Origin of the sequence: Mesotoga infera, from assembly GCF_900157305.1 — a bacterium.
GTDB classification, from domain to species: domain Bacteria; phylum Thermotogota; class Thermotogae; order Petrotogales; family Kosmotogaceae; genus Mesotoga; species Mesotoga infera.
The window spans coordinates 551249-571398 of the sequence record NZ_LS974202.1; the positions used below are offsets into that span (position 1 = coordinate 551249).

The 20150-nt window shown below is 49.2% G+C and carries 16 protein-coding genes; 7 read left to right on the forward strand and 9 right to left on the reverse strand.

All coding sequences use genetic code 11. The features are described from left to right. The first annotated feature begins 129 nt into the window (after positions 1-129). The 6 genes from MESINF_RS02585 to MESINF_RS02610 all read left to right on the forward strand — a co-directional run bounded on the left by MESINF_RS02585 (position 130) and on the right by MESINF_RS02610 (position 6178). Positions 130-1353, forward strand: a complete 1224-nt coding sequence (locus MESINF_RS02585; protein ID WP_169698398.1) for an ROK family transcriptional regulator — start codon at positions 130-132, stop codon at positions 1351-1353. Positions 1354-1402: 49 nt separating this feature from the next. Continuing rightward, positions 1403-2248, forward strand: coding sequence for a metallophosphoesterase family protein (locus tag MESINF_RS02590; protein WP_169698399.1), 846 nt, complete (start codon positions 1403-1405; stop codon positions 2246-2248). Positions 2249-2277: 29 nt separating this feature from the next. Further along, positions 2278-3546 (forward strand): ABC transporter substrate-binding protein, encoded by a 1269-nt coding sequence (locus MESINF_RS02595; RefSeq protein WP_169698400.1) that lies wholly within the window; start codon positions 2278-2280, stop codon positions 3544-3546. Positions 3547-3610: 64 nt separating this feature from the next. Beyond that, positions 3611-4498, forward strand: coding sequence for a carbohydrate ABC transporter permease (locus MESINF_RS02600; RefSeq protein WP_169698401.1), 888 nt, complete (start codon positions 3611-3613; stop codon positions 4496-4498). Between the two features lie 4 nt (positions 4499-4502). Next, positions 4503-5336: a carbohydrate ABC transporter permease gene (locus MESINF_RS02605; RefSeq protein WP_169698402.1), complete on the forward strand. Its 834-nt coding sequence runs from the start codon at positions 4503-4505 to the stop codon at positions 5334-5336. Continuing rightward, entirely contained in the window at positions 5333-6178 is an 846-nt protein-coding gene (locus MESINF_RS02610; RefSeq protein ID WP_169698403.1) for an HAD family hydrolase, read from the forward strand. The genes MESINF_RS02605 and MESINF_RS02610 overlap by 4 nt, the downstream gene beginning before the upstream one ends. 226 nt (positions 6179-6404) lie before the next feature. Here the strand turns inward: MESINF_RS02610 and MESINF_RS02615 are convergent, their stop codons facing one another. From MESINF_RS02615 to MESINF_RS02625, 3 genes are all read right to left on the reverse strand, one after another. Continuing rightward, positions 6405-8804 (reverse strand): ABC transporter substrate binding protein, encoded by a 2400-nt coding sequence (locus tag MESINF_RS02615; protein WP_169698404.1) that lies wholly within the window; start codon positions 8802-8804, stop codon positions 6405-6407. 180 nt (positions 8805-8984) lie between these two features. Then, complete coding sequence (locus MESINF_RS02620) at positions 8985-9662, reverse strand: PspA/IM30 family protein (RefSeq protein ID WP_169698405.1); 678 nt, start codon at positions 9660-9662, stop codon at positions 8985-8987. A gap of 67 nt (positions 9663-9729) precedes the next feature. Then, on the reverse strand, positions 9730-10836 hold the full coding sequence (locus MESINF_RS02625; RefSeq protein WP_169698406.1) for a hypothetical protein: 1107 nt from the start codon (positions 10834-10836) through the stop codon (positions 9730-9732). Positions 10837-11320: 484 nt separating this feature from the next. Here MESINF_RS02625 and MESINF_RS02630 point away from each other — a divergent pair, with 484 nt between their 5' ends. Next, positions 11321-12607, forward strand: coding sequence for an alpha/beta hydrolase (locus MESINF_RS02630; RefSeq protein WP_231936822.1), 1287 nt, complete (start codon positions 11321-11323; stop codon positions 12605-12607). A gap of 18 nt (positions 12608-12625) precedes the next feature. On the opposite strand, the gene MESINF_RS02635 is transcribed toward MESINF_RS02630, so the two are convergent. From MESINF_RS02635 to MESINF_RS02660, 6 genes are all read right to left on the reverse strand, one after another. Further along, entirely contained in the window at positions 12626-13621 is a 996-nt protein-coding gene (locus MESINF_RS02635; RefSeq protein ID WP_169698407.1) for an ABC transporter ATP-binding protein, read from the reverse strand. Beyond that, positions 13614-14606, reverse strand: coding sequence for an ABC transporter ATP-binding protein (locus MESINF_RS02640; protein WP_169698408.1), 993 nt, complete (start codon positions 14604-14606; stop codon positions 13614-13616). Before MESINF_RS02640 ends, MESINF_RS02635 begins: the two co-directional genes overlap by 8 nt. A gap of 5 nt (positions 14607-14611) precedes the next feature. Continuing rightward, on the reverse strand, positions 14612-15544 hold the full coding sequence (locus tag MESINF_RS02645) for an ABC transporter permease (protein ID WP_169698409.1): 933 nt from the start codon (positions 15542-15544) through the stop codon (positions 14612-14614). Positions 15545-15546: 2 nt separating this feature from the next. After that, complete coding sequence (locus MESINF_RS02650; RefSeq protein WP_169698410.1) at positions 15547-16533, reverse strand: ABC transporter permease; 987 nt, start codon at positions 16531-16533, stop codon at positions 15547-15549. Next, entirely contained in the window at positions 16530-17900 is a 1371-nt protein-coding gene (locus MESINF_RS02655) for a M14 family zinc carboxypeptidase (protein ID WP_169698411.1), read from the reverse strand. Before MESINF_RS02655 ends, MESINF_RS02650 begins: the two co-directional genes overlap by 4 nt. A 61-nt stretch (positions 17901-17961) precedes the next feature. Then, the gene (locus tag MESINF_RS02660; RefSeq protein WP_169698412.1) at positions 17962-20046 is read right to left on the reverse strand and encodes a peptide ABC transporter substrate-binding protein; all 2085 of its coding nucleotides are present in this window, start codon (positions 20044-20046) and stop codon (positions 17962-17964) included. Between the last annotated feature and the right edge of the window lie 104 nt (positions 20047-20150).

Below are 20150 nucleotides of genomic sequence, written 5' to 3' on the forward strand. Positions count from 1 at the left end.
AATCGATCTTAATCGCGTATAGTTAACTGTAGATCTAAGAGAACGGACCGGCGAATACTTGGGACTAACCAAAGATATGAGTTATTATTTGTTTAGTCAATAACCAAACAAACAATTGGTGGTGGTGAGTTGGCCAATCTGAATGAAGTAAAAGCCACGAACAAACACTTCGTTCTGGATCTTGTTAGAAGGAAAGGGGCGATTTCGAGAGCGGATCTTTCGAGACTTTCGGGACTCACCCGGGCAACCGTGTCGGCTCTTACCGGAGAGCTGATCGAGGAGAAATTTCTTAAGGAGCTAATGGTGGGCGACTCGAAAAAAGGCAGGGGTGGTCGAAAACCAGTCCTACTGAGTCTGGATGGGGAAAGCAAACTCTTTGCGGGGATCGATCTTCACTGGGACTATTTTCAGATAGCAGTGTCTAACATACTGGGCGAGATCGTCACAGAGGATGTATATCGTTTCGACAGAAGACTCTCTCCAGAAGAGTATTTCGGCGTGTTGAGCGAAAGAGCAAACAGAGTCTTTCACAAAGATGACTTTTCCGGGAGGATATCGGCGATAGGCGTAAGTCTTTACGGTGTCGTAGATACGAAAAATGGAGTGCTGAAATTTCCAAGTCATATGCATTGGCCGCAAATTGAACTGGAGCGGTACATAGTAGGTTTTCCGGCGCCGGTCTTCTGGGAAAGCCGTTCGGCAGCCTCCCTGATCGCGGAGACATGGTTTCACGAGGAGTTATATCCCAGGGATGGTCTGATAGTATTCGTGAATGTTATAGAAGGTATCGGCGGCGCGGTGATGCTCAACGGAGAGATTCTGAAAAACGACGGCATAAGCACCGGAGAGATCGGTCATACCACCGTTGATATTAACGGCAATACATGTACCTGCGGTAGAAGAGGCTGTCTTGAGGCTTACGTATCCGACAAGAAGCTTGTGGAGAGCTATGTAGATCAGCTGGACAAACTCAGTCTTCCAACCAAAAGTATAAGGGATATGGCCATAAAGATAGCGCAGATGGCCTCTCGTGGAGAAGAACCGGCCATTAAGGCCGTACAGCAAATGGCGAGAAATCTGAGTGTCGGGATCGGGAACGTTATAAATTTTCTTAGCCCGAATTACGTGGTTATCGGAGGCTTCATAACCGAGGCCTGGTCAGTAGTAGAGCCAATAATACGCGAAGAGGTCACCAAGCAAGCCCTGCCGGGACTCTTCATTTCGACGGAGGTTGTGAAGAATCATTATGGCTCCCGCTCGGGCCTTATCGGGGCGCTGGCCGTCGCCATAAGGGAAAAGATGAGGCAGGTCGGTTCAATCGACTCCAATTCGCTGGAACACCGTGGCGTTTGAAAGATCTATCGAAAGTATGCTTGGAGTTATATAAAGGAGGAGACCATAAATGGCATCGCTTTCCATTTCAGATCGGCAACAGTTGAGTTTTACTCTTGTAGGTGACGTGCACATGGGTCCAAGCAATTCTACGAGACCGGGCGAAGAGACACCCGGCCTGATGAAGCGGTTCGTGGAAGAGATAAATGGCACACCTGACATGGATTTTCTGGTCGAACTCGGCGACAGAGTGAACAACCTAAACTACGAAAAAGACCGTGAAAACGCGCTGAAATTCGCCCGCATAATGAATTCTCTATCGGTACCTTATTATCCGATCCTGGGAAATCATGACATACACTACCTCACAAAGGAAGAGAACAGGGAAATCTACGGACAGCCGGTAGAAAATAGAGTTGCTTTCGTGAAGGGTTACAAGCTGATATTTCTGGATACGGAAGAGCCGGTTATAGAAGATGTGGGCGGAAGTGTCTCAAATGAACAGCTCAAGTGGCTTGAACGTGAATTGACTTTTGATGATCTACCAAAAATAATCTTTGCACACCATCCCGCCGACGACCAGGAGATAAGAGACAACCCTCACTTCGTTCAGTTTCCACAACTGGCATTTGTGGAGAACAGAGAAAAAATAAGGGAGACTGTTGGCAGAGGGAGAAAGGTCCTGGCTTATATCAACGGACATGTACACTGGTTCGGCCTTTACGAGTGCAATCGAATACCGTATATCTCAGTACCATCTTTTACAGAGGCGTGGCCGGAGAAGAGCGGTGCACCAGGAATGTATGCGCAGGTTTTGATTTCAGAAAACGCTCGCCTGGAACTGACCATAAGAAGCTTGAATCCTCGAAGGATCCTGGGGAAGTTCTACTGGAACAGCACTTGTAGTTCTTTATAGGAATCACCAGAAAAAAGGAGGGGAAATGCATGCGAAAGTACTTTGTGATTGCTCTATTTGTATTGGCCGTATTTGCAACATCGCTAATTGCAGCCGATCCGATAATTCTTAGATTCTACTTCCCGGTGGGTGTCGCCGGTCCGCTGGCCAGGTATATGGGAGAGCTGGCCGACAAGTTCAACAGCACCCACCCGGATATCATCGTCGAACCGATATACTCCGGTGGTTATCCGGAAACTCTTCAGAGAGCCCTGACGGCGTCGAAGGCCGGTAACCCGCCGGATGTAGCTCTTCTCACCGCTGCCGATATATGGACCGCGGCCGACGAAAAGATCATCATCTCTCTCGAATCGTTTGTCGAAAGTGAAGGAGGAGAGGCCTTTCTAGAACCCTACTTTCAGGCCTTCCTGGAGGACTGCGACGTAGCCGGAGAACTTTACGCGATACCGTTCCAGAAAAGCACACCTATCTTCTACTACAACAAGGATATGTTCAGGGAAGCCGGTCTAGACCCCGACAGGCCACCTTCGACATGGACTGAACTGAAGGAGTACGCGACAAAACTCGTGAAAAAGGAGGGTGGGAACACTGTGCGTTGGGGAGTGGAAATCCCGATAGACCAGTGGTTGCTCTCGGCCTTCATAATGCAAAACGGAGGACTTGTGAACAATCAGGCTGGAACGGAGACCTATCTCAACAGTCCTGAAGCGATCGGCGCTCTCGAGTTCATGAGATCTCTGGTGGCTGAAGGTCTAATGCCTGCCAGAAGACTCTTCGGAGACTCCTCGGCCGATTTTGTCGCCGGTACGACGGCCATGATGTACAACTCGACCGGTAGCCTGACTTTCGTCCGGGACAGTGCGACCTTCGATTGGGGTGTGGCGTATCTTCCCGAGAACGTCAGAAGGGCCGTTCCAACGGGAGGCGGGCAGCTGGTAATAATGGCCGGGATACCTGTGGAACGCCAGAAGGCGGCGTGGGAATTCATTAAATGGATGACGCTCCCCGAACAGGCGGCAACCTGGAGCATGAAGACGGGGTACGTGGCCGTGAGAAAGGATGCTTTCGACGTTCCAGAAATGAAAGCGTACGTCGAAGGATTTCCCTTCGCGATAGTCGCGAGAGAACAGCTCCAGTTCGTTCTGGTCGGTGAGCCGCCGGCAACTCATGCGGCAAGGCAGATAGCGCGTTTCATGACGGACGCACTGGAAGGGGCGATCGCCGGCATGATAAGCGCGAAGGATGCGCTGAACATGGCCCAGGCCGAAGCCGAGAGAGTTCTGAGACCTTACAAATAAGAAATGTGGAAGGAGGAGCAGTTTTTACGCTCCTCCTTTCCTTTTTAGAATCGGGGGTGAGAGAATGAGATTGTCCCGCAAGTGGAGAACTTATTTGCTCGGTTATTTGCTTATTCTTCCAAGCTTCGTATTTCTGATAATATTCACTTACTATCCGGTTGTTCGTTCCGTATGGTTGAGCCTCTTTCAAAAAATGGCTGGAGGAGTCACGAAGTTTGTCGGACTTGCCAACTACGAATACATGTTTGGAAGCCGTCTCTTCAAGCAGGTAATGCAAAACAATCTCGTTTACTCACTCGGAAGCGTCATACCGGCAATACTTCTCGGGCTGGTTTTCGCGATACTCCTGAACAAACGTCTGAAGCTTCGAGGGGCTTTCCGGTTTTCTATCTTCTACCCCACTATGATTCCAATAGCGGCCGCCTCGATGGTGTGGATCTTTCTTTTCAGCCAGTCCTATGGATTGCTGAACAAAGTTCTGAACCTTCTTGGTCTTTCGTCGAACATCGACTGGTTGAATACCACCCCTTACGCGATGCTCTCGATCATCCTTGTTTCTATTTGGAAATTCGCCGGCTATTATATGTTGCTCTTTCTATCTGGGCTTCAGTCAATCGATGAAAGTCTGTATGAAGCGGCGGTGCTTGAAGGAGCCAACGCCTGGCAGAAGTTGAGAAAGATTACCCTGCCGCTGCTCTCTCCGACTACTTTTTTCGTAACTTTGATGGCGATCATAAACTCGTTTCAATCCGTAGATCAGGTATATGTCATGACCAGAGGAGGACCTTACAACACCACCAACGTCTTGCTCTATTATATCTATCAAAATGGATTTGTTTATTGGGACACTGGATTAGCCAGCAGCGCGTCTGTGGTTCTCTTCTCGATTCTGCTGGGCTTCACCTTCATTTACTACTTCGGACTGCAACACTTCGTCCACTACGAGAGGTGATCGTATGAAGTGGGGGAATCTGGTATCGAAAGCAACAGTCTATTTCGTACTGGTGATCTTTTCGCTCATGATTCTAATGCCTCTAATATGGTTGACGACTACCGCTTTCAAAACGAAAACCGAGATCTTCTCCAACCCGTTCAACTTTTTGCCGGGCAGTCTCAATTTCGACAATTTCACAAACGCCTGGTCATACGCGCCGTTTGCGAGTTACTATCTGAACACCATAATAACCTCTTTCGGACTGTTGGCCATACAGCTCGTTACGATAACGATGGCGGCCTACGCCTTCGCGAGGCTCCAGTTTCCCGGGCGGGATTTCTTTTTCATACTCTTCCTCACTCAACTTATGATCACCCCGCAGAGCACGATTCTTCCAAACTACCTGACCATAAGCCAGATGGGATTGATCGATACAAGGCTGGGGGTCATGCTCCCATATTTCGCCTCGGCCATGGGCACCTTTTTGATGAGGCAGGCTTTCAAAAGCGTTCCGGAATCTCTGGAGGATGCCGGCAAACTCGATGGCTGCAACACCTTTCAGTTGATCTGGCACGTCTTTCTGCCGATCGTCCGGCCTTCGCTGATCGCCTTTTCGATAATCAGCGTCACCTATCACTGGAATGAATTTCTCTGGCCTCTTCTGGTTACCGAAACGTCCAGATCGAGAACCCTGACGGTCGGACTGACGATCTTCGCCCAGCAGGCAGAGGGGGGTGCCGAATGGAGTTTACTCATGGCGGCGACCTTGATAGTCATAGGGCCCCTTTTGATCGCGTTCACGATATTTCAAAAGCTTTTCGTTCAGAGCTTCGCAAATTCCGGGATGAAAGGATGATTTCCATGAAAGAACCGCGAAATTGGGAGCTAAAAGACGTGCGGGCCGTTTTCAGCGATATAGACGGCACGCTCCTGGACAGCGAAGAAAGATTGACAAGCGAGAATCTGAATATGATCCAGGAGATCGTGCACCGCGGTATTCTAATGGTTTTTGCCAGCGGTAGATCTACCAGATCGATCAGAAAGCTCTTCAGCGGACTGGACGAACGTAATTTCAACGCCATTGCCTTCAACGGTTCTGAGGTAACCCTGAGAGGAGAGGTTATTTCCAGAACTACGCTAGACTCGGCCACGGCTTCGCAAATAGTCAGGGTTGTGAGCGAGATCAATATCCATATTCACGCTTATGTTGATGGCGAGCTGGTCTTTTCGGAACTGACTCCCGCGGCGGAAAGGTATGCACTCCATACAGGCTTAGAGCCGGTAATCGTCGGAGATCTTGCCGGATATCTCCAGGAGAATCCGCCGATCAAGCTGGTCGTGCTTTCAGAATCCGACAATCTTTCTGCTTTGAAGGAAAAACTCACCGGACAGTTTTCCGGAGTCAGCTTCACCAGATCCGGAGGAATATACCTGGATATCACGCGTTCGAACGTTGACAAAGGCCGTGGATTGATTGAAATATGCAAGAGAGAAGGCATAGCACCCGAAAACACCGTAGCCTTTGGAGATAGTGACAACGATATAGAAATGCTCAAAGCGGCCGGGCTCTCCGTGGCCATGTCTAACGCTTCCCAAGAAGTGCGGAGAATCGCGACTGTAATAACTGATTCTAACGATGAAAATGGATTTTCGAAAATAATGACAAAGTTGCTGCAAAATCTGACCCCATTGCTCTAGGCTTTTGTGCATTCTGCAATACTTTCTACAGAGGTTTTTTAATCAAAGAGGTGTCTTTTACCCCATCACACACTTGATAACCCCGATATTCTCAAAGAAATACCTCAATAGACCCCCATACTGATTCGTCAGTCTTTTTTTCGTTTTCCCTTATTCAGTTCTTTTTGAACTTCTTGCTGTCAAGTTTATACGGAGTAGTTGATCTGAGTTCTAGATTTGCAACATGCTATTGAGATACAGAAATCGGGCCGATGACTTTGGTCAAAATTAACCTCCACTGTGTTCCGTGAAGTCCGATGGAACTCCACCAGACTTCTTTTTTGACAGTGCTGGATAAACCTCTCGAGTAGAAGGTGTAATAACCTTGACCGCTCTCGTTTTTAGAGATCGAATGTCCCAGCTCGACAAGCGCATCGAATGGTTCGTAAAGTTCATCCTCGAAGAGGTTTCTTCCCACTTCCAGGCTGTCCTGATCGTAAAATATCGTGCCGTCGGGCTGCATTATCCAGAATTCGTAAGGCTCCAAATTGCTGGGAACTATTATTGGAGCAAGAAAGGTTTCGGGCTTGATCAGGAAGCTCAACGACCCTGCAAGAGAGCCATCTTCCGCGAAAACAGGCCACTCGAGATCCACGGCCTGGAAGCCTTCAACGGCCAGAAATCCCTCGCTCAGAACCGGTCTGCCTGTTTCATGAAGTCTTATGAGTTGTTCCTGATCGCCTATCCATTCCCCCTCAACATAACTGTAATCCTGAGGATGAATCGATCTAAGTATAAAATCTAAGTCTATGTAAGACACATCGACCACTTCCGGGTTCGCTTCGTACAGTCTCTTCAGTAACGATCGTACTTCTTCGTCATCGTCCAGTACTTTTCTCATATCCTCGGCGCCTTTGGCAAGAGAGGCGTCGAGTCTGTTGAAATGTTCCTGGATCTCTTTCTGCACCTCACTCAAGAGGAGCTCGGGACGTTGATCTCTTGTTGTTGGCAGAAGCTCCCGTGCGACGACGAAAGTCCAGCCGGTTTTCAGCGATCGCCTGTAAGTTGCAAGATGGAGAACATCGTTTGCGGTGAAGAGAAAGTCACCTTTATCCCTATCGAGGGCTGCAAGCCTTTCGGACATACCAGGAACCGGAACCTCCAGAGAGCCCAGAAGCAGCGATGTATCGTCCGATAGCGCCAGCGTGTTCTGTCCGTCGAAGGCGTAGAAATGAACCCCCGGCAGTTGTTTGAAATCCGAAATCAGTTCGAAGTTCCATTCATCTAAGAAGGCCGAAATACCGACAAAACCGGATATATTGCCCTCTTTAAGGACAGTAGTTGCGAAGACGACCGAGCGTTTTCCGGTGGATCTGCTCAAAACCTGGTATCCCAGAACTTCCTCGCCCTTCAGAAGCGCCGGAAAGTAGCCTCTGTCGGAAAGGTTCAAACCTGTCCGGTCTCTCTGGACGGTGTAGTAATCCCCGTCGGGTTCCACGTACATGGCCAGTCCTTCATAACCCCGGTTGAAGCTGCTAAGAAGAGGTTTCATCCTCGACCACTCTCCCGATATCACTTCTGGAGAGCTGGCCAGCACCCTCAGCGAGGTCATTATTCCGTGGACGCGCTCCTGAAAAGAAGTTACCAGCAGATTCAGGGCGGTCCAGACCGGCACAGACGATTGCGAGATCAGGTCATCGACTTCCTCGAGCCTGTAAGAATCCAGTTCGACACCCGTCGAGAGAAGAGCCTCGATGTTGACCATCGATCGGCCATTTGAGGAGTTTTCAGGTGGTATCTCTTCGGGGGAAAGTCCGGAGAGTATTTTCAAGGCGATTACACCTGCCTGTTTGCCCTCTTCGAAAGCGGAGTTCACAACGCCCGCCATTGCACCGTCAGCCACCACGAAATCCAGAACGGAAAAGACGGGCAAATCTGTATTTTCAACCGTCCATTCGGTAACATATTCAGTGCTTACCGTTCTTCCATTTTCGTCTTTTAGCGTTCTATCGGCGAGGATAACTATGGCATTTCCTTCTCCGGATAAGTTTTTCACAACTTCTTTCCATTCGTTGAAGCTGCCGACCACATGTATTTTCGTAGATACATCGTCGAAGGAAGTCGCCTCCAGCTGTTCTCTCATACCGGCGACGGTTTCGCTGTCGTCGCCGATGAAATGGATTTCCCTGACCTGCGGAAAGAAATCGAGAAGCATCGCAACCGTCTCTTTCGAGAAGAGGGTTTCCCTGACGCCCGTGGCGTTACTGCGCGGGTACGAATACCTTTCTAGATCTAGGTTAACACCGCAGTAAACTAACGGCAGAGTGGTGAAGTCTTTCGCGAAATACTCCTGCGCATTATCGTCGCATGCTATAACTATATCGGGTTGGAAAGCCTCGACCTCCTGGGCAGCCATTTTTCCAGCCTTTATTTTCCACTCTTCGTTTGTTTGAAGGCGCGTGTCCAAATAGAAGACCTTCCATTCGATAGCTTCGTCGTTAAAAACACTCTTGATGCCTTCAAGCATCTCTCTAGACCATATATAATCTTCGTCGTAACTATGAATTACCATGATTCTGGTGGCGAAAACACAAGTGAAAGAAAGAACGAACAACAGAAAGAATGCCGCGATCGCTTTACTCTTCATGATTTCTCCCCCTTTTCCCTCTAGAAAGATTTCAACGCTTGAATTATAGCTCAGGATAGATCGAATCCAGAGGCATAATCAACACATGGAATGAGCTTATCTAGCATCTCAGAATGAAAAAGACCCCGCGCGCTCCTTAAGCGGGGTCTTGATACTTGGTAGGATCAATATCTTTTGCAGTTACTTTTCGAGTTCACTCTTCATTCTGTTCAGTTCTTCTTCAACGGAGAAAGAGCTCTTCGAGGCATACTTCTCTTCCAGCGCTTTTGCCTTGTCGATGGGTTCGCTGTTCAATTCTGCCATCGCGGTTGCCTCGTCCAGCATCTTCTGGGCTTTATCCTCCATTCTGTTGAAGGCGTCCATTGCTCCTTGCGTTCTTCCAGAAGTTGAGGTCGCTTCGTTGATCGTCTTCTGAGTCTTGGCCACCGAGACTTTAGCCTTTATCATCTCGCGTCTTGCCTTCAGAGCTTCGATGTTTTCCACCAGTTTATCGTGCATCTGGCGCATCTTTATGGCGTTTTCATGGGCCGCCGCGTAGGCAGTCATAAGACCGGCGCCGGCATCTTCAAGCTCCTGTTTTTTGGCGATGAAAATGCGGGCATCATCTTCATTCCCGGCCATAAGAGCTCTTTTTGCATAGTTGGCGTATTTAGCAACTTCGGCTGCGTTTTCGTCCACGAGTCGCTTGGTGCGGGTTTCTTCGGCCATAACAGAGGCCGTCCCCCTCTTTACCTCGGCTAGATCCTCAATCATCTCCCGCATGTACTGGTCGATCATTTTGGATGGATCTTCGAATTTGTCCAGTAATGCATTGATGTTAGACTTGATAATGTCGTTGAATCTTTCCAAAATACCCATCCTCTTTTTCCTCCCTTTAGTTTAAGCCTGACCGTCATTGACAAATCTGCTCATCTTGGCCTAAACGTCATTTTTCGTTGCTATTGTTTTCCTCGTATTTTTTCGAGAGATCTTCGACTTCTTTATCGCCGAACTTCTCCAGCGGTACTTTGAGCATCTCTTCCGTCCGTTTGGCCTCGAGATATTTCTGTCTTCTCACCCGGCTCCACCAGGCGAATAGTATAAGAATGGCGACTACGATTCCGAAGACTATCAGCACGTTTATCCAGGGCGACTTGGTGACCGTCATAATCCTGTTGGCCGCATCCGTGAAGACTTTGCTGAAGAAAGCTTCATCTGTCAGGCCGGTATCGTAGTAGTAGCGGTCTATATAATCTAGCAGAATATCGGCCGCCTCTTCATCGATTACGGTTTTGGCCTGAACTCCGGCAACGTATCTGTCCATGTACCTTTCCTCGTATTCGAAGAAAACTAGTAATAAGTGGGCTTCATCCGTGAAAAGCCTTTCGTAAAGTTCATGTGTGAAGGCATCCAATTGTTCTTCGGACGGAAAGTGCGACCCGTTAATCGTATCGGTTATATAAAGATAAGGTTGTACACCTGTCTTTTTGTAGAAGTGCTTCATTCCTTCAAGAAGCAGGTTTTGATTGGTGATCCAGCCCAGCTCGTCCGTGAAATAAGCGGTCTCCTTCACAGAGCCATCGGGTAAAGGCTTCCTCACGATCGTCGATCTGGTGATCTCGTTCTTGGAGAGAGTCTGTATGTTTGGCGCCCCCTGGGTGGAAACGATAACTATCACTATAATCACGGCTACAACGATTATCCCTAAAGCCACAAAACTGCAGCCACTGCAACCGCCACATCCACTGCCGCCCCCGACACTCTGATTGACTCCTCCACCGCTGTTACTGACACGTCTGAAAGCACCTAGTCCTCCGATGATGGGAGTTCCGATTTTTCTGTTACTGGTTTTGTTGCCAGAACTATTTGAGCTACTCCCGGTTCCACCGCCGAAGAAGCCGCCACTGCTTCTCCTGCTACTGCTGTAAGAGGAACCACCTCCACTGCTGGATCTGCCGCTGGAAAAAGAACCGCCGCTCCGTCCGCCACTGCTCCTGTTACTCGAAGAAGAACCACCGCTGCTCCTGCTACCTGAACCTCCACCTCTAGGCATTTCCCTATCTCCCTTTTAAATACAGGCATACTTCCAACTAATTATAGTCACTTGAATATGTAAATCCAACCGATCAATACACCGTTAACTATTATCCCGGATCCGGTTCGGGTAAAATGAGCTATTATGTTCCCCCGTCTTGATGGTTGTTATCCTTATTTCAACTCGTTTGCTCGATTTATCGTACAATCTATTAAATCGACTTCCGAGTAAAGAATCATGGATCAGTCCGTCGAAAGTGGTTACAGGTAGAAGGTTTCAAGTATCATAGAGCTGTCACCTGTCCGGAGTCATTTGAGAAGAGCGAAGTATATTTCAGCTCATAATGTGACTATTTCATAGATGCTTCCTTCTTGCGAGCCTTGACAGGGTTTGTGAGGTTTAATCTTACCTCTATCTCTTGATAGTAAAATGGCGTGGTGTGGTTTAATATTTAATCGGGGCGTGTATAAGCCTCTTAGTATTGTTTGGGAGAAACATTGATTTGAAAAGGATCGTACCGACCATTTTACTTTTGTGCGTTTCCACGACTTTTCTGTACGCCAGGTCTGAGGCTCTGGCCGAGAGGTATCTCCAACTGTTCCTGCGAGGGAGTTTTTATCTGGCGAACGAGATGCAGAGCGTGAAAGCGCGGAAAGACTATACTGTGGACGACATGCAGAAGGAGCTGGAGCGCCTTAGGGAGAATTATGGCAATTATCTCTTCATTTTTTCCACCGAAACCAGCGAAATACGTGGATACACTGTTTATATCTTTCATTCGCAATTTGAGAAGGGCTACATAGATTTCAACATAGTGATCGACAGTTTCGGAAAGGTCGATGCTTTTGTCGTACAGCCAACTCTCCAACCAGGTGCTATCCCCGATTACATAGATACGAGTCGGTTCGACGAGTTCGAGATAACCATCGGGAACGACAAATGGAAACTTCCAGGGGTTTTGACCGTGCCGAAGAACCTTGACAGATATCCTCTGGTAATTCTCATACATGACTCGGGCGCCCTCGACAGAGATTCGACGATCGGACCGAACAAGCCATTCAGAAACATAGCCTGGGGACTGGCGACACGCGGTGTGGCTGTGATGCGTTATGACAAAAGGACTTTTGTCTTCGGAGAGAAGCTATCTCAAGCTTTGCCAAGTATCGAGACTGAGGTTATAGAAGATGTGATGAACGCTGTGAATATGGCATCGAAGATGCCTGCCGTCTCTTCTATCTTTCTCGTCGGTCATGGACTGGGTGGCAAGATAGCCCCGATCGTGGCGGCCAGAAACGAGAATGTAGATGGTATAGTACTCATGGCGACACCGGCCAGACGGGAACTGGAGGTGATAATAGACCGCCAAAAGTACGTTTCTGAGCTCTTCTACTCGGACAGAGAACAGCAGCAACTGGAGCTTCTGATCGATTACCTCCAGAGGGCCTTGGATGGGAAGCTGCCTCCTGGAGCGCCCGTTCTGGCAGCGACGGCAGGTTATTACTACGAAATAGATGCCCTTGATCCGATAGAAACGATAAAGAAATTGAATATACCGGTTTTGATTCTTCAGGGCGGCGCAGATTACGAATCGACGATCGATGATTATATGACTTTCATGAACTCTCTCTGGACCAGTTTAAACGTTTACTTCCAGCTCCTTCCAGATCTGGACCACTACTTCATGCGGGTAGAGAGAGAAAAATCGACTCCCGACGACTACTACGAGTTCCGCCACGTCGATCTTGAGCTCGTCGAGAGTCTTTTCTCCTGGATCTTCGTCTTCGACTGATCTCTTTGCATCACCAAATCAGCCGTATAGAAAGCAGGAAACGTAATGCCCACTTCCCGTTTCTGTGAGCCGGGGCGCTTCTTTCGAGCACCTATCGAAGGCTTTGGGGCATCTTTTAACGAAGCGACAGTTATCCGGTGGATCGACAGGCGAGGGAATATCTCCCTTGACGAGCTCTCTCTTACCGATCTTTCTCATGTGGGGATTGGGAATCGGTATCGAGGACAAAAGTCCCTGTGTGTAAGGATGCAAAGGATTTCTGAAAAGCTCGTCCGTTTCGGCAGTCTCCACTATCTTGCCCAGATACATGACCGATATCCTGTCGCAGATGTGTTTTACCACAGCCAGATCGTGGGCGATGAAAAGGTATGTGAGCTGGAAGTCGTGCTTCAGGTCCTCCAGAAGGTTTATTACCTGGGCCTGAACGGAAACATCCAATGCCGATACCGGTTCGTCGCAGATCACGAGTTCGGGATTCAGAATTATCGCTCGGGCGATACCTATCCTCTGTCTCTGCCCCCCGGAAAACTCGTGCGGATAGCGGTACATGTATTCCGGTCTCAGGCCAACCTTCTCGAGTATCCCCGCGATCATCTCTTTCCGCTCGTCCCTGCCTTTGCCTATGGAATGAACGCGCAGGCCTTCCGAAAGTATATCCTGTACGGTTATCCTGGGGTTCAGAGAAGCGTAAGGGTCCTGGAAAACCATCTGGATTTCCTTTCTAAAAGGTCTCATTTGCGATTCCTTGAGTGAAAAGATATCGATTGCCCCTCCAATGACACCCTTACCCCTGTAAATGAACTTGCCCCCGGTCGGCTGGTAAAGCTTTATGAGCGTACGACCGATGGTGGTCTTGCCACAGCCCGACTCTCCGACCAGCCCAAGCGTTTCGCCCCTGTAGATATGCAGATCAACCCCATCGACTGCCTTAAGGTTCGATTTCTTTCTAAAACCGCTCTTGATGGGAAACCACTTCTTCAATTGATGAATCTCCACCATAGGGGTATCAGCCATCTATCTCACTCCCTTCGGCCAGCCAGCAACGCACCGTGTGACCTTCCTCCGGTCTATAGATCTGTGGCGTCTCCTTCCTGCACTTCTCCATGGCCATGGGGCAACGCGGCTCGAAGCGGCAACCTGAGGGGAATTTAGAAGGATGAGGTACATAGCCCGTGATAACGCTTAGTTTCTTCTGATCGCGCTTCTCCACCTCTATACGGGGTATCGAGTGGATCAGTCCTCTGGTGTATGGGTGAAGGGGATTGTCGAATATTCTGAATACATCGGCGCTCTCGACTATCTGGCCGGCATACATCACCAGTACCCTGTCGCACATCTCGGCTATCACGCCAAGATCGTGAGTGATAATTATCGTGGCCGTGTCGAGCTTGTTTTTGAGATCATTCATGAGTTCGAGAACCTGGGCCTGTATAGTCACGTCCAGTGCGGTCGTGGGCTCATCGGCTATGAGCAGAGCCGGTCTGCAGGCAAGTGCCATCGCTATCATCACTCTCTGTCTCATTCCACCGGATAGCTGATGCGGAAACTCTTTAGTCCGCTTTGCCGGCTCCGGTATGCCGACTAACCGGAGCATTTCAACACTTCTCTCCATGGCCTCTTCATCGTTAAGACCCTCGTGTAACTTGTAAACCTCCGAAATCTGCCAGCCTATAGTGTAGAGGGGGTTCAGGGAGGTCATCGGCTCTTGAAAGACCATAGAGATGGATTTGCCCCGGATCTTGTGGAGGTCCGATTTCTCCAGTGTCGCTATATCCCTGCCCCTGAAGGAGATCTTCGTTTCATCTCCGAGTATGGCGTTCTTGGGGAGGAGCTTTATTATCGAGAAGGCCGTTATCGTCTTGCCACAGCCCGATTCTCCGACTATTCCGAGTGTCTCGCCTTCAAAAAGCCTGAACGAGACTCCATCGACCGGTGTTATCTTTCCCAGTTGCGTTTTGAAGGTTATCTTCAGGTTTTCGACTTTGAGTATCTCTTGCATATTCATCAACTCTCACTAACAAATTTCGGATCGAGTGCGTCCCTCAGTCCGTCACCGAGAAAGTTCACGCTCAGAACTGTGAGAAATATGAAAAAGCCCGGAAAGAAGGTCAGCCACCAGGGATTGGTGCCTGTTGCCGTTCCTAATATGTAGTTCATCGCCTTCTGGAGCATATTACCCCAGGAAGGCATCGGGGGTTGTATCCCCAATCCCAGGTAGCTCAACGACGATTCCGAGAGGATCGCGTACGACATGTTCAACGTGGCCGAGACGATAACTATCGGTATGACATTAGGCAGCACATGTCTGAGTATTATTCTCGCACTCCTCACACCCATTGCCCGGGCTGACATCACATACTCCGTCTCTCTTATGGAAAGCACAAGTCCCCTGACCAGTCTCGCCACGCCCATCCAGCCGAAGACTGTCAGAACGAGTATGATGTTCATGATACCCGAGCCGAAGACGAGCGTCAGGGTAAGGAGTATAGGGAACATGGGAATCGAGAGCATTACATCGACGAACCTCATGAGTAATCTATCGATCAGACCACCGTAAAAGCCTGAAAGCAGACCGATCAGAGTTCCGACCAGCGTCGTGATTATCGAAGAAGCCAAACCGACGAAGAGAGAGATCCGGCCACCGTACATAATCCTGACGAGAACGTCGTGTCCCAGCTCGTCCGTTCCCAGAGGATGCCCGGGACTCAGGGGTGGTTTGAAGAGTGATGAGAAGTCCATGTCCTCAAAGCCTACCTTCACGAAGAGCGGACCGAAAATGGTGAAGGCCACTACTATTATAAGCACGACCGCTCCGAACATGGCCAGTTTGTGGCTTCTGAACTTAACCCATACTAGCTGCCAGTAGCTGTTTATATGTATTGGGCGGGCCTTTTCCTCGAGTTCTTCCAATTTCTTCCGATAAAATAGCTTCGGCATATTCAGGCCCCCTTTCTTCCCATTCTTATCCTCGGATCGACCAGTACATAGAGCAGATCGGCAATGAGGTTAGAGATCAGAGTTATTATAGCCAGGAACATGAGGCAGCTTATAGCCAGATTGTAGTCGCTGGATATGACGGCCTGGTACATGAGGCGACCCATACCCGGCCAGGAGAAAACCGTTTCGATTATCAGCGCTCCCCCGAAGAAATAGGGGATATCGAGCGCAATGATCGTTATGATAGGTATCATAGCGTTCTTCAAAGCATGTTTTATTATTACTTTCCTGTCGGGAACTCCCTTGGCGTAGGCCGTCCTGACGTAGTCCTGATCCAGCACTTCAAGCAGGGAGGTCCTTATGTACCTGACCCAGGAGGCCACCTGAACCAACCCCAGAACGGCCGCCGGTAAAATTAGATACCTCAATCTGTCCGCGAAAACATTCCAAAAACCCGTGACACCATAAGTTGCCATCCCCGAAACGGGCAACCACTTCAGGTTGACACTGAAGATAATTATCGCGATCAGGGCGAACCAGAAGCTCGGCAGCGAAATCCCGATGAAGGCGAAAACCGTGGTAGTGTAGTCGAAGAACGAGTATTTCTTCACTGCCGACAGTATGCCAATCGGCAATGCAACGGCCAGACCGATCAGCCAGGCCGTGATCGTGAGTATCAGGGTGTTGGGAAGCCTGGAAGCGATCAGGTCTATCACAGGTGTCTTGTACATACTGGAATATCCTAGATCCCCCGTAATTACGCTCTTCAGCCAGGTGAAATACTTGAGCGGTAGCGGGTCGTCTAGCCGGTAGTACTCCCTGAGCTCTTTCATCCTTTGGGGATCGTTCGCCATCGCTCTAGGATTCTGCATACGCATCTGAAGCAGCGGATCGCCCGGCATCGAGTTCATTATTACGAAGATTATTATGGATATCGCGAAGAAGATCGGTATGAGCTCGAGGAAGCGCTTCAGGAAATATACCTTCACTTATCGCTCTTCCTTTGCAGATAATCCGCCAGGTTCAGCCCTGCGAGCAACTGGACGCAGACGAGACTCTTTATTGGAATAGTCGTGTAATTCAAGTTCTCCTCGAGATACTCAATCTTCCTGTCAAAGGCTTCGTCGGCCATGTTTGATATCGCGTTCAACTTTGTCGAGCCGTCGTTGTTCTCTGCTATGAGGCGTCTCAACATACCGAGCATAAGTGATTGATAGAACTGGCTCACTATTTTGTTGTCGAAGACCTCGGCCTTTTTGGCCTTTCTTTCGAGGGAGGGATCGTTTTCTATCCAGTTCTTCTGAGCCTGCAACTGATCTGGATAGGTCTCAAGAACGTTCTTGAAGACCCGGTAGAAGGGGGAGTTTCTATCCTTTATCTCCGGTTCTAACGAGTTCATAATCTCTTTGGTGAAGTTGAAAGATTCAACGGACTTTTCGTAGTTGAACATGAGGGCCTCTTTTCTGGAGATATCAGCCTCTGACTGGTCTTCGACGCGCGGATCGTAGTAATAAGGCATTTCACAGACTAGTGAGAAGGTGTTGGCAACACTCGAGGCGTAGTCGTCCGAGCTCGTTCCGGCCTTTATCACGCTTGCAGGGTCTTTGCCCGGTCCCAGGTTCTTTTCGAGGTAATCGTAGTCCTGTGCCATTCCGAAGAGCTTGAATATGGCGGGAGCCAGTTCCTTCAAATACGGCGCTTCAGGTTCTCCGAGGTTCAGAGGGAGACCGAAGAGGCCGGGCAACTTGCTGAAGGTCTCGTAAAGCTCGGGAACATCGTCGCTTATATAATAATAGACGCCTCCGAAGCCGGAATTGTGGAGAGAGTACATGAACTGGGGTTTCTTATCCTCCATCAATCTCATTAGCACTTCGGTCTCCGGGAGCGGAGAGTGAAAGTGAAGAGTCTTGTAGTCGATCGGGAAGGTCCATTCGACCTGTTCGTGGCCCGGCGGTCGGTAGAAGTTGGCCGCGTATTTTCTTATGGAAGAGGAGTCATTGAACCAGCCTTCGTTCAACTTGGTGCCATCGACATCTATCACTTTTATCATATGCCAGGTGTAGTCGAACTCGCTCAACAGCGAGTCGTCGCTGGCAAGTCTCTCGCTCAGGTAGTCGAGCATCATCGCGCCTATCGGTTCATTAGGGTGGGGACAACCGAAAAGGAGTGCGTTTTTGGGACCTTTGCCTATCTCGAGAACGTATATAGGATGACCGGCCCTGGATTTACCCGCTTCGTAAACCTTCACTCTATCTGGGTATTTCTCAGCCAGAGCCAGAGACCTTCTGTCCATCTCTTCGACGGTGAAAAATCTCTTGTAGTCTGGAACTGTTTCTATGAGTTCAGTGAATTTCATGTCAAACCTCCGGAATTATGATAGGGCGGGGACGGAATCGCCCGTCCCCGCCGAAAGAAAATTACTTCTGTATGTACCAGTTCTGGATTATCCAACCCAATCCATTGTCGTAACCGGAATCGAAGCTCTTTATGTACTTCTTCGCAAAGTGCGGAGTTGGTGCAACGACCAGCGGGAGTACCGGCAGCTCTTCGGTCCAGAGTGCGAAGTGCTTTTCGTAAAGAGCGACTTTCTTGGCCGGATCAAGCTCTCTGGCAGCTGCATAGATGATTTCGTCGTTCTCGGCGTTGGACCAGCCAGTGTAATTCGTACCACCCCAGTAGTTGGCGTCGGACGGTATCAGATCTGTGGTCCAGTAATTGGAAGCATCATCGCTGACTCCATAGCCCCAGCCTGAGAGGAGCGCATCGAAATTTCCGTAAGGCATTATTTCAGTCCAGACTACCAGAGAGGGTTTGAGATCGACCTTGACGGATATGCCGACCTGCTTGAGCATGCTCTGAATCATCTGTGCCATCATCTGATACTGCGTGCTGCCAGCCGGACCAACGATGGAGAATTCGAAAACAACCCCGTCCTTCTCGAGGATGCCTTTGTTGTTCAGTTTCCAGCCAGCCTCGGCCAGTAATTCCTTCGCTTTGGCGGGGTTGTATTCGTAGTGCTTTACAAGTGGACTCTTGAGGGCATCTCTCATCTGGTGGAGATCGGTGATCCATGTATCCACGACTTCGGCCAGGCCCGAGTAAACGACGTTGCTTATCTGCTGTCTGTCTATCGCGTAGAGAACTGCCTGTCTGACTCTCTTGTCACCGAAGAATTTGTTGGGTTTCGAAGTGTCGTTCGGGTCTCTTAGGTTGAGGTTCAGATTGTCGTAGGCGATGTTCGGAGTGAAGAAAACATTGAACACGTTCGAAAGCTGGTTCTTAAGCTGTATTGACTGCTTGAGGTCTAGCGTGTATCTTCCGAAATCGATTTCACCGTTCAACGTGGAAGCGAAGGTGACGTCACTGTCGGGAATTATCTTCATCACTATTTGGTCTATATTCGGTCTGCCCATGTAGTAATCGTTGAAAGCTTCGAGAATGACGTACTGGCCTTCGACATATTCTTTTAACATGTATGGACCGGTCATAACTGGATTTTTGGTGGCCTTCTCAACGAAACTGTCCCAAAGACCGCTGGCCTTGGCCTGTTCAAAATCCTTCCTGTAAATGTGTTCGGGGATCTGGAACCAGCCGAAGTAATAGGCGTAAACCGAGGACCCCAACTCTGCATTGCTAAGAGGCTCTGGAAGAGTTATAGAAAAGGTGAGATCGTCGATTATCGTGACCTCGGAAACGGAATTTTCAAAGTAGTTGGCGGTCACCGGAGCTCCACTGGTCATTACTTCCCACTGGAATTTGGCGTCTCTGGCCGTTACAGGTGTACCGTCGTGCCACTTCATACCCTTTCGAAGTTCGTAAGTAATGGTCAGCGAACCGTCTTCGTTCATCTTCATGAGACCGTTTTCGAGGCTTGGCATTCTCTTTATCATTCTCGGGAAATAGAAGCCGTTGTTGTCCGTTCCCGTGTACCCGTCTCCGATGATGTTACAGATCGTCCATGTAAGACCTGAAGAGGTGAAGAGTGTGTTGAAACCAGGCGCGTCGGCGGCGACAGCAGTTGTGGCAATTCCACCCTTTACTGGAGGATTCATCGCCATGTAGATGGAAACGGCAGCTTCTTTCTTAGTGATAGGAGAAGTGGGCTCTATTACGTGGCCGTACCTGAAATCGAGGAGCTGTCTGTTGCTCCTGTAGGCTACCGTCAATGCACCCCATGCTTCTTTGGGGGCTTCCCATTCGTCGATAGCGGTTGTGCAGATCTCTTCAACGGCGTTCGCTTCTGCTTCCAGTCCAAGAACCTTGACCAAGGCAACAGCGAAATCGGCTCTCGTGACTTCTCCCGTTCCAGTTATAAGCTGCCCCTTACCGGGGAAGGCCTTTTCTACGGCGGTCTTGAACTCTCCGAAGGTCAGTGGAGAATCATCCACTGCGGTGATTATACCCTTTCCCTCTATTACGGGAATAGCCTCTTCGGAAGAGATCTGGGCAAAAGTCATGATTGCAAAGAGCAGCAGAAACGAGAAAATTAGGAGCTTTTTCATTTTGAAACACCTCCAAGAAAGATGATGTGGTACCGCAATCATAGAAACTATTATATATCAGAACGGCTTCAGCTCGGGAAGATAAAGGCAATCGATAAGTACAT